We start from the raw sequence: 13,631 nt of genomic DNA, 5'->3' as shown, positions 1-13,631 counted from the left end.
ATTAACTGTAGCTCCTAAGGCCCCCTTAAATCATTTACACTTTGTTAAATAATTTGACTTTAACTAGCCCTATGGCTGATGTAACCAACATGACTCCTGCTGTTTTAAATGTGCCTATTACCGCTGTATTGCCTGATATTTTGCATGCGGTTTCATCTCATAATCAAATTATTTTACAAGCTCCCACAGGTGCAGGTAAATCAACGGCACTGCCTTTAGCTTTACTTCAATCGGGTAAAATTAAGGGCAAAATATTAATGCTGGAACCTCGTCGAGTAGCGACTCGTAATGTGGCGCGCTTTATTGCACAGCAACTCAATCAACCCCTTGGTCAGCAAGTGGGTTATCGAGTGCGGGGTGATAGCCAGGTTACTGCTAAGACTCAACTTGAGGTGGTCACCGAAGGTATTTTAACGCGGATGATCCAAGATGATCCTGAGTTAAATGGCATTGAGATGATTATTTTCGATGAGATTCATGAGCGCCATTTGCCCACTGATATTGGTTTAGCCTTGGCGTTAGAAGTACAATCATCATTGCGTGAAGATCTGATTATTCTGGCAATGTCAGCAACCCTAGAAGCGCTGCCACTGCAAACTTTAATGCCTGAGGCGCAGGTTATATACAGCGAAGGAAGAAGCTTTCCTGTTGATGTGAAATACTCCCCTATAGGGTCTTCACCAGATTGGCTTAGCCATATGGCTAAAATTATTGCCGAGTTAATGCTTGAGTCAAAAAGTGATAGTGCACAGCAAAATGGTTCTTTGCTGGCTTTTTTGCCTGGCAGAGGCGAAATAAATCGCTTAGCGAGTTTATTACAGCCAAAGTTAAGCCAAGATATTTTATTGTGTCCTTTATACGGTGACTTAACCGCAGCTGAGCAAGATAAAGCGATTCAAATAGCCCCTAAAGGTTTTCGTAAAATAGTGCTTGCCACTAACGTTGCCGAGTCCAGTTTAACGATTGAAGGTATTACTATGGTGGTCGACAGTGGCTATCAGCGCAGTGCTAACTTTAACCCTAAAACCGGTGTGTCACGCCTGAGTTTAACCCGTATCAGTCAAGCGTCTGCTGTGCAGCGAAGTGGCCGAGCAGGGCGCTTATCAGCCGGAACAGCGGTTAGACTGTGGAGCCAGGAAGAACAAGGGCGTTTATTAAAGGCAACATCACCTGAAATCGTGTTGTCTGAGCTGACCAGCGTAGCATTAGATTGTGCCTGTTGGGGCGCTAAGCAATTTAGCGATTTAGCGCTATTAACTCCAGCCCCTAAAGTGAACGAGCAATTAGCTTGGCAATTATTACATCAGCTTGAGCTGGTGGATAGCGAGCATAAAATTACCGCATTAGGCCGAGAGGCGCACCAATTAGGGTGTCATCCACGTCTGGCGCATATGTTACTTAGCGCCAAAGCATTAGCACAACTTAATGGTACACCTGAGTTTGCATTATTAGCCTGCTTAATTGCAGGCATAATAGAAGCCAGAGGTTTACCCGCAAAAGGCGCTGATATTAGTGGCTATTTGTCGATGGCTTGTCAGGGGCAAATAGGCCAACAAGCCAAACAGTGGCAAAAGAAATTGTCACTACAGGGAGATATTAAGCAGTCTGTTCACCTAGCGAGTGATTATGATATTGCCCATCTTTTGGGGTTAGCGTATCCAGACCGCATAGCCAAAGCACGAGGCCAGTTAGGTTTTGTGTTAAGTAATGGTACCGGCGTTACCCTTGACCCTCAAGATCCACTCGTTCATGCACAATGGTTAGTGGTGGCTGATTTTCAAGAAACCCAAGGTAGAAATGCAGGCAGAGTGTATCTAGCTTGTGCGTTAGATGAGCGTTTATTAAATGATGAACTTGCGCATTTAGTGACCCAGCAAAGGGTGAGCGGCTGGGATGAAGCTAAAGGACGTTTCTTTGCGCAAACCCAAACACAGTTGGGCAGTATTGTGCTTAAATCTGTGGCTGACACCAGTATCAGTTCAACCGATATTCGAGCTGCATTAATGGCATTGGTGCAACAAAAAGGCCTAGCCATTTTAAATATGGATGAAAGTGTTAAGCAGTTGCAATTAAGGGTGATAATGGCCGCGCATTTATTGCCAGATTTGTCAGCCAAACACCCTTGGCCCGATTATACCGATGCCGGTTTAATGGCCAGTACAACTCAGTGGTTGATGCCTTACTTAACCGATGTACGCAGCTTAGCGCAACTGACTAAGTTAGATTGCGGCAAACTGTTAATTAATCACCTTACCTGGGAGCAACAGCAAACTTTAAATAGTCTAGCACCTACTAGCTGGCTGATGTCTACCGGAACGCATGCGCCTATTCGATATCAGCTGCCTGTGGATGAATATGGCCAGGCGTATTTTGAGTATGAACAATTAAGGGCTTTACTGAGCGTTAGGCTACAAGAAGCGTTCGGCATGGGTCAAAGCCCAGTATTATTTAATGGTAAACTGACCGTAACCATGGAATTATTGTCACCCGCGCGGCGACCGCTTGCGACAACGGCCGATTTAGCCAGCTTTTGGCAAGGGCCTTATGTCGAAGTGAAAAAAGAAATGCGCGGCAGATACCCTAAGCATTTATGGCCAGATGACCCTGCCAATACAAAGGCAACCAAATTTACCAAAAAGAAAACTCCTGGCTTATAGGCCATTGAAGCTATTTTTATCTTATTAATAACCTTGTAGAGCAACATGGCAAAAAATAAAGCAACAAAGACATCAACAACAAAATCCTCAAAGCACAAAAAAGGCTGGTTGCTAAGTCTACTTTCATTGGCGTGGAAACTGTCACTCGTCGGTATTGCATTGGTGACCTTTTATGCCATTTATCTTGATCAAATTATTGGCCAAAAATTTGAAGGTCAGAAATGGCATTTACCTGCACAAGTCTTCAGTCGTTCTATGGCACTTTATCCTGGGGCTGCTATTAATCATCCACAACTTATGGCAGAGCTTAAATTACTGGGTTATCGCAAAGTGGCTAATCCCCGCCAAGTAGGTGAGTTTTCTGCATCGAGCACGCGTATAGAGTTGTGGCGTAGGCCTTTTTTACACCCTGAGGGGAATCAAGCTGAACAGCGCGTGATGATAAGTTTTGATAGCTTAGGGGTAAATTCTGTTGAGCGGATGAGTGATAAACGTGAATTGGCAGTATTCCACTTAGAACCTGTTTTATTAGATCGTATGATTGCCAGCGATGGCGAAGACCGCTTATTTGTGCGCACTCCGGAAATGCCTCAATTAATTGTCGACTCATTATTGTTAGTAGAAGACCGCAGTTTCTATGATCACCATGGTGTTAACCCATTGGCCATTGCCCGTGCTGTCGTGGTTAACATTACCGCAGGCCGCACCGTACAAGGTGGCTCGACGTTAACTCAGCAATTGGCTAAAAACTTCTTTTTAAGCAGTGAACGTTCACTTATTCGTAAAGCTCGTGAAGCATTAATGGCGATTATTATTGATTTTCGTTACAGCAAAGAGGAAATCCTTGAAGCCTATTTAAATGAAGTTTACATGGGGCAAGATAAAGCCCGTGGTGTACATGGAATAGGTTTGGCATCACAGTTCTATTTTGGTCGCCCAGTGGCTGAGCTAACCGTGGCGCAGCAAGCATTTTTAGTCGCGGTGATTAAAGGCCCATCTTATTACAACCCTTGGCGATATCCAGCACGTGCACAAGAAAGACGTGATTTAGTGTTACGTATTTTAATGGAGCATGATAAGCTAACCGTCGCGCAGTATAAGGCGGCGGCAGAATCTCCTTTGGGATTACGTGATGGGAAAAAATCTGTTCACCAGAAACTGCCCGCATTCTTTGCTGTGGTAAAAAATGAATTAAGTCAGCGTTATGGCGATAGCTTATTAAGCCAGTCAGGCATAAAGGTCTACACTACACTTGACCCTATGGCTCAAGATGCGGCTGAAAAAGCGGTGGTGTCAACGTTAAAGTCGTTAGATAAGCGAGCTAAAAATGTTCAAGTTGGCATGGTAGTCACAGACAAATACACCGGTGGTATTGCTGCAATGGTAGGGGATAAACAACCTAGCTATGACGGTTTTAACCGTGCTGTAGAAATTCGCCGACCAATTGGCTCGCTCATTAAACCGTTCGTATATGCCGCAGCGTTAGCTCAAGCGGATAAGTTTACTTTAGCCAGCCCATTAGCTGACAAACCACTCACCTTGAAAAATGAACAAGGTAAAACCTGGTCACCCAATAATGTGGATAAAAAATTCAGTGGCGAAGTGTCTTTATTAGAGGCATTCACCCATTCAATGAACGTACCAACAGTGAACGCGGGTTTAGCGGTTGGGGTTGATAACGTAGCAACAACCATTCAAAAAGCTGGTTGGAATGAGGCCATACCGCATTATCCGTCTATGTTATTGGGCGCGGTGAACGGTTCGCCGTTAATGGTCGCACAGGTCTATCAAACCATTGCTGATGAAGGGCGCTATCGTAAACTGACCTCTATCACTGCGGTGTTAGACAGTCAAAATACGCCGCTTGAGGTCAACCGTTTAGCAAATGAAATAGCCATCGATCCCGCAACTGACTATTTAGTTCAGTATGCGATGCATAATGTTGTACAAAAGGGCACAGCTAAACGCTTAGGTGCTGCATTTCCAGGGGTTAAGTTGGCCGGTAAAACGGGCACCAGTAACGACAGCCGAGACTCATGGTTTGCGGGTTTTGACGAGCGAAATGTCGCCGCTATTTGGGTAGGACAGGACGATAACAGTAAAACGGGTTTATATGGCAGCAGTGGCGCTATGGCGGTTTACCAGGCATTTTTAAATGAACGTCCGCCGTTAAGTTTACGTATGCCACCGGTGAACGGCATTGTGAATGGTTATTTTGACCAGACAAATGGTGCAGCTATGCAGCCTAAGTGTCATAACGTGGTTAACTTACCCGCCCATCAGGTCAGTTACAAACCCGCAGCAAATTGTGGTGAATCATTATCTTGGTGGCAAAAGTTGCTAGGCGAGTAACGACTACTTTTGTTAAGGCACTCATGCTGCAATTTGCAGCGTGAGTGCAACATGAGTGCAGCATAAACATCACGGCATTAACGTATGGCTTATTTTAGCTGTTTGCTTGTATGCTCACCGTTTCGTGACGCGAGTATAGAACAATAAATAATATGCTTAATAAAATGAAGATGGGTCAATATCTAAACTACTCGGAGATACTCCTCGCTCTATATAAACCTCAGATTTTAATAAATCAATCATAGTGACTTCGCTGTAGCGTTTATTTTTTTGCGAATAAAAACATTTCACTATTGGGTGTAATGCATCGCGTCCTTTAGCTTGCCAAACTATCCCGACTTGCTCATTAGACAGCAGTACTAGTGAGCCTACCGGGTATATTCCAATGCAGCGGATAAACTCATAAACTAATTTTTGGTCTAAATGAAATGGGGTTAAACTGATCAAAATTTTGAATGCTGCAGCTGGGCTCATGGCCTCTTTATAGCAACGTGTTGCAGTAAGGGCATCAAAAATGTCAACAATGCAACTCATCCGCCCATGCAGAGGAATATCATCTCCCTCTAAACCCTTAGGATAACCACGACCATCAATTTTTTCATGGTGCATTAGGCAAACATCTTTACTTATTTGCGACAAGCCTTGGGTATCATCCATGATGGCCATCGCATAGACTTGGTGCAGTTTCATGTGTTCAAATTCATCCGGAGTGAGTTTGCCAGGTTTGTGCAGAATGCTATCTTCTAGTTGAATTTTACCTACGTCGTGGACAATACCTCCAACGGCCATTTGCCTAAGTAAGTCGGTATCAAGGTTCAAATGATAGCCAAATGTCACCAGTAAAAACGCAACATTAATAGAATGTTCCATCAAATAAGCATCTTTAGTGCGCAGTGCTGAGATACATTTAAAGGCGTCAGCATCATCTAATATCAACTCAATCATCTTGTCGGCAACAGCCTCGAATGGACCAACTTCAATTGCTTTGCCTTCATAGGTTTCTAATAAGACCTTTTGAATTAAGCTTTTGGCTTCAGTGAGGAGTTTCTTAGCATAGGTGCGTTTATCCTCTCGGGAGGAAATGGCTTTTCGTACTAGAGGATTTAGGCCACTTGATTTTGTTGTTTTTAGCCCACAAGTGTCCGATGAGCGTTCTATATCGACCCATACTGTGGTGATATTATTTTTTATCAGTTTAGCGATGGCATCACTGTGTTTTATTTGGCCTGGATTAAGCACGTCTACTTTGTCTTGTTGGCGATCAATTGCCACAATGAACATCCCTAGTACAAGCTTATCAATTGGGATTTTAATGACATTTTTTGATCCAACAGAATCGTTCATGCACATATTACTCCAAAAAAGGGGACTGAAAACGAGTAGAGTCAAGACAACATTTGATTAACATTGTTAATCAATTTAGCATATTCAGCGAGAGATTACCTATTTAAGCATGAGGTTATGACGATATTTATTAACCTTCATAATAGTCATTTTACCCAAGGGGTTAGCTCAGTTACTATTTTGATCCTGCAGGCTTGATTCGTTTATAAGCTGACTTATATGGATTAATAGTATGAAGTAAGTCGATTTTTGAAACTCGAGTTAATTTATTTAATACTGATCTACCCAGTGATTATTACCTGTCGTTTAGTGATTACTTAAATCAGTTTTTAATTTAGCGATTTCATTTAGCATGGCTATTTGGTTTTGTTCCATTTTAGCTTGATTTGCTTCCATACGTAATAATGCATTTTCTAACTCATTTTTAATCGCTTCTTGATGTGCTTCATTGCGTTCAGACGATTCATCGGGGGAGACAAAAACTGAAGCCATATAACCTGAAATTACCCCAAAAAAGCTTACGCCACTGATAATTACAATACCGCCAATGACGTGCCCTAAAGTACTCACGGGATAAAAGTCACCATAGCCTACGGTTGAAATGGTGACTAATGCCCACCAAATAGCTTGTTCTGCGGTATGAATGTTTGCGCCATCAACACCCGACTCAACGATCAGTATCAGTACTGAAGCGTTGGCTAAAATCAGAACCATCGCTAGCAGCAAACTTGCCAATGTGGCTTGCTTTTTTTGCTTCAACAAAGGTAAAAAAATCGAGCGGCTGGTGCGGATCAGTCGAATAACGCGCAGTATTTGAAATACGCGAGCAATTCTTAATGCTTCTATAGCGGGAATGCTGGCAACAAAATCTATCCAATGATGGCGCCAGTAGTAAGCTTTATTGCGTGCTTTAAACAAGCCCCAAAAAAAACGACTCATAAAAACAAAACAAATACCGCCGTCGATATACAATAAAATACGATAGGTCTCGGGTTCGAGCTTGCCAAAGGTCAATGCTAAAACAATGATCACCGAGAAAAATGATAAAATCATCATCGCAAAATCAAAAGGATTGAGCGAGTTAATATTTTTAGTAGCCCATCGCTTAGATTTGATCATCAAAAAAAGTCCGTTTAGTAAAAGTAGATCTTGGATTCGTTAAGTGGCATTTTTGACATAAAAAAACGCGCCAGGCAAAAGTCTAACGCGTTTTAAGTATTTATTCATTATCGGTAAAACAATGAGTCATTATTTCTTATCGATAAAATGAACCAGATCATCCAAGACTCGCTTTTTGATTTCAAGCTGAGCATCTGATGGTAAGGCATATTTTTCTGCTAACAATACATAATCATCAGCGCTTAGCGATACCGTCAGTCTAGGTCGCTTAGGGCGTTTAGATACCGACAAACCCAGAATGGTGCGAATTTGATCAGAAGGACTAACACCGCGATCTAGCGCGGCCTTACGGATAGAATATTGAAATTGCTCATCAATATCAAAAGCCACTTGAGTGGCTTTGGCTGCTTTTTGATTATTTAACCATTTCTCTGGTAATGGTTTACCTTTGCTCATAGCGTCGACTCTCCTAGATTAGCTTGCAGGCCAGTATTCGCGGATATCCGTTAATGGGCGATATAAGGTCAACATGACCTCAGTGTCGCCACCTTCATAAACTTCAATATCAAGCGCGTGAGTGTCTTGGTTATTAATGAGTGAGTAACTTTCAAATGCTTCGCCGCGGGCACCATTTTCATCCTGTGGAGGCTTTTGACCACGGTAATCTTCACGGTGAAAATAACCAAAACCGGCAAATTCCACTTGATGATAATCGTCGGACAGCCACTGACCAAACTCTTCAGCTGTGTCAGCTGATAGCGTTTGTAAGGTTAGAGTCGCTTTGCCTGGTTCTTCAAAAATTTCAGCAAAAGCATCTAAGTCAAAAAGCTTATCAACTGTGTCGCGATTCACTTTAATAGAAAAACTTAAATAGGCTTCGTCTTCCACCACGTATGACATAAAAATTGGGCTGCCACTGTGACCACGTAATAAGTATTCACATTGCTGCGATCGTTCATATTCGTAAGTGTGGATAGCTTCAACCTTTAGCTGCTGTCCGCGCAATTGCGCGGGCAACGCAAAGCTGTCATCAAGGGTTAACATATCACCCTTGAGCAGCTTATTGGGATGGTCAAGCTGGCGCTTAGGGGCTTCTTTTTTGCCGAATAGGCCGCTTAAAAATCCCATAATCAATTAGCCTTTACGTGCTTTAATACGATCAAGTACTGCATTAGCACTCGACTTTTGCTCACCAATGCCAGCTTCTGCTAGTTTGGCGTGTAATGACTTGTCGCTGTTTTCTTCCGCTAATGTTTCAGATGCTTTGAGGCGATCATCAAACTGTTGTTGACGAGCTTTGATGCGCTCTAAAGAATCTTTAGCGTTAAGCAGTTTTGAATTGCTTGAGGCGAATGAGTCAGTAATGGTCGCAGTGGCTTTTTGCACGCTTTCAGTGGTCTTTACCATGCTTAATTGACGTTGGTAATCAGATAACTGTCGTTCAGTTTTCTTAACCAAATCTTTAAGGCGAACGGCATGCGAGCTAAAGCTATCATTGGCAGTCTGTTGCTCAGATAACTCTTGGTCAAGTTGAGCGATTTTTTCTGCAATTTCAATTGCTAAAGCTTCATTACCTTTCTCAAGCGCTTGAGTGACATAACCTTCATGCTCAGCAATACTGCGCTTTAAGCGGTCAACTTCACGATTGGCTTGCATTTCTTTCGCCATCACGTCAGTTAACTCGCGCTTGGCGTTGGTTAAATGTTTTTCTGCATCACGAATTTCTTGTTCAAAAATACGTGTTGAGTTTGCGTCAACAATGCTTTGACCAACTTCTGTCGCGCCGCCACGAAATGCGGTTAGGATTTTATTTAAAATGCCCATAATTGACTCCTTAATTCAAAAACTCTGAGAGTTCATCGATCACTTCCAAACAGTTGTCTGAAAGTACTGCTAATTCTTGCTCAATCTCTTCCATACTGGACTCGACTGATAATGCACCGTAAACCACATATTTATCATCGATTTTTGCGAATGAAGATAGTGGCATTGGAATGTTGAGCTCTAACATGGTCTCAAACATTTCTGCGCGGCGTGATTGATTGACTTCATCTTCGCCCCATAAGTAACTGATGCACAATATTTGGTTGTCAGTCACTGAGACAAAAACCGGAATTTCTTCTCGGCCAACAACGTTGACTTGAAGCACTTCTACTTCCCCGTCAATTGGGTAACAATCAAATTGAAAACCGGTACGGCTTTTGTCACAAAGACCATTTAAGTGGTTAGCAATAGTGTGGATGTTCATAGTTGTCCTTATATGACATATTATGTCTGTGTTAAAGATAGCATCAAGACATAATATGTCAAGTGCTATCGTGTCCATTAAAAAAGATTCATCACTTCATTTTCAGACCATGCAGCTAAATGATAATGGTAAAGCTGTAATGAGCCAATGTGGTTGATTTTGACATCTTGTTGTTCAGCATAGTAATTGCCAGGAAATTCGAATGCTCCGTTGACTAAGCCTAAGGTGAGCCAGTCGCTTTGAATAGGCAGTTGAGGAAGTGCCGCCAACCTATGTTTAGGTGATAAACCTTGTTTACTGCCAATGCTCCAGCCCCATTCGCCAAAGCTGGGGACATTATGGTGGAACTGGTCGACCTTAAAGCCAGCAGACGCTAGGGTTTTGCCAATAGAGATAAAGGCTTTAGGGGCATGATAAGGTGAGGTTGATTGTACGGTGATAATACCATCGGCACTGAGTAGCTCATTTAGCTTACGATAGAATAAATCGGAATAAAGTTTATTTAAATCAGGGTGACTAGGGTCTGGTAAGTCTACAATGATGGCATCAAAGTGTTGACCTTGCGCAATTAAGCTATCTACCCCATTAAAGGCATCATCATTGATAAGTGTCAATCTGGGGTCATTTAAGCTATTGCCGTTCAATTCCAGCATTGCTTTGCTTAAAAAAGCTGGCATGTCATCGGGAGGTGACTTAAATAAGGTGACTAAGTCTTTATCTAAATCTATTAGGGTGACTGTTTTAGGTTCCCAAGCAAGTACTTGCTTTAAACCTAGGCCATCGCCGCCACCAATAATTAATACATTGTCATGTCGTGCACTGGCTGCCAAGGTCGGGTGAACCAAGAAGTTATGGTAAATGTGCTCATCACTACTGGAGAACTGTAGTCGGCCGTTGATATACAAATTATAAACTGGGGCTAATCCATTACCTCGTAACCGCTCGGTAAAAGTGAGCTGTTGAAAACGGGTTGATTTTGCATATACAACTTTATCTTTGTATAACAAATTATTGAAGTGTTGTTCCCACTGTGGCCCTTTGGTTGCCAATAGTCCAATGCAGACGCTAGCAATGATATGCCCGACAAGTAGCCATTTTGCATGGTTGATATTATGCCAAAAGCGCCAAATGAAAATAGCGCCAGCAATCAGGTTTACACTGGCGGTGAGTGCGGCTGCAAGTTGGATATCTATCGATAACATAAAGAATACCCAAATAGCAGCACCAATCCCTGCACCTACGTAATCCGCACCGTAAATCGTCCCCGCGTTATGGAGTAAATGCGCTTCCGAAAGCGACTGCCTGACTCTGGCGATCAGCGGAATTTCCATACCAATCATCAGGCCTAATATTACTCCCCAAACATAGGGAAGGTATTCACTTAGCGACTGTAATGTGGCAATAAAGCCACCGTTAGGCAGTTGATCTGGTGGCAAACCTAAGTTACTGGCAATAGCCAATGGCAGTTGTTGCCCAAAGCCAATAACTGCCGCGGTAATGATGATGGCGAACGAGCCACACAAGGCGACACTTAATTCTAAGATGGCAAAACCGGTGAAAGCACATTTGATTTTACGTGCGGCAAATGCGCCAACTCCCATAGAGACAATCATTAAGCCGATCATGGTGTAAATAGCGGCTTCTAACGCACCTAATATTCTTCCAGCATAGTGTGAAAGTAGGTACTCATAGATTAAACCACAACCGGCAAGCAGTGCCATAATGCCCAGCAGTAAGGCATCATCAAACCAGGTGATACGTTTATTTATAGGTAAAGCTGGAGAGGCAGCATCACTTTGCTTGAAATCCTCCGCTGTTGATTGAGGTGTTTGTGTTTCAAGCAAAGTGTTAGACATAGTTGTTAAGCCATTAATGCCGTTAAGATTAGGGCAACAGCAATGCTGATTGCCATTTCAACCGCGGCAATACCGATGTTGTGTTGTTTTTCGACTTCTTCGGCTAAGTTAATACCAGCAAGGACTAACTTTTTGACTAGCATGATGACCAAACTCATCAGCACTAGCATCACAAAAGAGAAAATTAACCAGCCGATAAGATTACCCACATAGGCGGTTGGAATGTATAGAATAAAGTGGCTGGCGGCATTAAAGCTAAGTGCCATCGCAATCATATAACCGCTGTGACGTATGGCGAGAGCTGTTTGTCCTTGTTTTAACGCTTGTTGCATTGAGGCATCTTGATTACGTTTGGCATAACGGCTTTCACGCAAGCGAGTTAAAATAACTAAGATTAATTGTGACACTAAAAATGCACTGAAAATGGCAATAAAAGTGTCGATAGTGATGTCTTCTACCCACATTAATACGGCGCGAATTATAATCGCCGTTGCGATAGCTGCTGCAGCATCTACTATAGCAACTGATACATTACCCTTAAGTATTTCATCACTTTTATTAAATTCATTTAAGGCAATTTTGTCATGTAGATAACGCCCTAGCTTAATCAGTACTAGCCCGAAAAAACCGTAGGCGGTCATGCCGATGGCTTCTGTGGTATATGATATTGCCGCTTCTCCGGTTATTGCGCCTGTTAGCACAATACCTAAAGCTGCGACTGCGCCAGCAGTGCTAATACCAAAGGCAAAATTATCGCGTACTGCCAGTTCTTGGGTGCTATTAACCTTAATTGACCAGCCCTGCAAATAACGCATTAAGGCTAATAAGATAACTGCGATAGTTAAATCAATCGCAAGAATAATGAGTAGTGGCTCTGTGATGCCATATTGTTGAAGAAATGTCATTGTCAGTTCTACCTATTTGCCACGACTAATGCCGCGAGTGGTGCGGCTACTTGAATTACGGAAACTACTCGTTTTTGAATAGTTTGAACGAAACTTATTGCTTGCTGTACGGGTTGTACTACTGGCTTTAGGGGCACTAGTACTTTGACGAGATAAGCTGGTTGATCCTGTACGAGGTTTAGCGTACGGGCTATCAAACTTTTTACCTTGGCTGGCGAAGCTTTTTTTGGTTTGCTCATAGGTTTTAGCCTGCGAGGTTGCTTGCTGAGGTGAGGTGTAGCGATAGCGGCCGACATCATTGTAGTAGCTATAGCCACGGCGGCTTGACCAATTGTCATAACGAATAGGGCGTTGGAAGACATTAGAGAACATCGCATACATGCCATACCAAGCCCAAAACGATGTACCGCTTGAGTTCGATTGCCAACTGCCATAAGACGGATTACCTACCAATTGACTGCCAGGACCAAAATCTTCACTGCCATTGGCTAACGCTGCCGCTTCACGGCTAATAGAATTTACTCGAGCTAATTTACCTTGAGATAAATCGGCAACCACGTTAACCGGATCTGACAACATATCGTTATACAAGCTGGTGTCAGTGGCTTGGTAGACGTTTTCTGCTTCAGCTAGTTGCTGGTCTAAGTCAATAAAGTTAGCCGCACTCGCCAAGTCAGCATTGCGACGCAGCAAAGATTGATACATAGGCCCAAGGGTGGTGGCATCTAATGCCAGCTCACTGATTAACGGCGCAAGATCAGGACTTTGCCTAGTGAGCAATTCACTGTATTGCTTTAACAAGGTTGCATTGCGTAATTGACCACTTTCAAGACCGCTTTTTAGTTGCGCTAAACGCTGTGTGGTTAATTGTTGATATTTTGCGATTTGCTCAGGTCGATCATCACCGCAGCCAGAAAGATTTAGGCCGATAAAAAGCATGATGAAAAACGTGAATACACGGGGAAACTTGCCAGCCATGTTTTCTCCAAGTGTTATAAAATTCATGTGCATAGGGCACAATTTTTAATGTGCGTATAGTACAGGGTATAGTATCTTGAGTATATTAACCTTAACTCCAAATAGTAAAAGCACTTAAAGCGTTATTTGTTCTGCTCACAGTGCTGAAATCAAGCGTAATAAGTTCGTTATC

General features: G+C 42.7%; 11 protein-coding genes. 2 read left to right on the top strand and 9 right to left on the bottom strand.

Translation table 11 applies throughout. From position 1 onward, the window contains the following. The first annotated feature begins 89 nt into the window (after positions 1-89). Both hrpB and mrcB read left to right on the top strand, forming a co-directional pair. Complete coding sequence (gene hrpB, locus FJ709_RS16315) at positions 90-2,657, top strand: ATP-dependent helicase HrpB (protein WP_226411145.1); 2,568 nt, start codon at positions 90-92, stop codon at positions 2,655-2,657. A gap of 45 nt (positions 2,658-2,702) precedes the next feature. Continuing rightward, entirely contained in the window at positions 2,703-5,009 is a 2,307-nt protein-coding gene (mrcB, locus tag FJ709_RS16310) for a penicillin-binding protein 1B (protein WP_226411143.1), read from the top strand. Positions 5,010-5,165: 156 nt separating this feature from the next. Here the strand turns inward: mrcB and FJ709_RS16305 are convergent, their stop codons facing one another. From FJ709_RS16305 to FJ709_RS16265, 9 genes are all read right to left on the bottom strand, one after another. After that, complete coding sequence (locus tag FJ709_RS16305; RefSeq protein ID WP_226411141.1) at positions 5,166-6,353, bottom strand: HD-GYP domain-containing protein; 1,188 nt, start codon at positions 6,351-6,353, stop codon at positions 5,166-5,168. Positions 6,354-6,659: 306 nt separating this feature from the next. Next, positions 6,660-7,472 carry an ion transporter gene (locus tag FJ709_RS16300; RefSeq protein ID WP_226411139.1) on the bottom strand — a complete coding sequence of 271 codons (813 nt, stop codon included), beginning with the start codon at positions 7,470-7,472 and terminating at the stop codon, positions 6,660-6,662. Between the two features lie 129 nt (positions 7,473-7,601). Continuing rightward, positions 7,602-7,928 carry a hypothetical protein gene (locus FJ709_RS16295; RefSeq protein WP_226411137.1) on the bottom strand — a complete coding sequence of 109 codons (327 nt, stop codon included), beginning with the start codon at positions 7,926-7,928 and terminating at the stop codon, positions 7,602-7,604. Positions 7,929-7,946: 18 nt separating this feature from the next. Beyond that, entirely contained in the window at positions 7,947-8,600 is a 654-nt protein-coding gene (locus FJ709_RS16290; protein WP_226411135.1) for a hypothetical protein, read from the bottom strand. Positions 8,601-8,606: 6 nt separating this feature from the next. Further along, on the bottom strand, positions 8,607-9,296 hold the full coding sequence (locus tag FJ709_RS16285; RefSeq protein ID WP_226411133.1) for a PspA/IM30 family protein: 690 nt from the start codon (positions 9,294-9,296) through the stop codon (positions 8,607-8,609). 10 nt (positions 9,297-9,306) lie between these two features. Further along, complete coding sequence (locus tag FJ709_RS16280; RefSeq protein WP_226411131.1) at positions 9,307-9,720, bottom strand: YjfI family protein; 414 nt, start codon at positions 9,718-9,720, stop codon at positions 9,307-9,309. A gap of 77 nt (positions 9,721-9,797) precedes the next feature. Further along, positions 9,798-11,576, bottom strand: coding sequence for a polyamine aminopropyltransferase (locus FJ709_RS16275; RefSeq protein ID WP_226411129.1), 1,779 nt, complete (start codon positions 11,574-11,576; stop codon positions 9,798-9,800). 5 nt (positions 11,577-11,581) lie between these two features. After that, a complete protein-coding gene (locus tag FJ709_RS16270) occupies positions 11,582-12,481 on the bottom strand; it encodes a DUF350 domain-containing protein (RefSeq protein WP_226411127.1) in 900 nt (299 codons plus the stop codon). A 12-nt stretch (positions 12,482-12,493) separates the two neighbouring features. Next, positions 12,494-13,459, bottom strand: coding sequence for a hypothetical protein (locus FJ709_RS16265; protein ID WP_226411125.1), 966 nt, complete (start codon positions 13,457-13,459; stop codon positions 12,494-12,496). Positions 13,460-13,631: the final 172 nt, after the last annotated feature.

Origin of the sequence: Shewanella glacialimarina (genome assembly GCF_020511155.1) — a bacterium.
Lineage (GTDB): Bacteria > Pseudomonadota > Gammaproteobacteria > Enterobacterales > Shewanellaceae > Shewanella > Shewanella glacialimarina.
The sequence above is the reverse complement of the archived record's forward strand: the minus strand, read 5'-3'. Positions and strand labels throughout refer to the sequence as shown.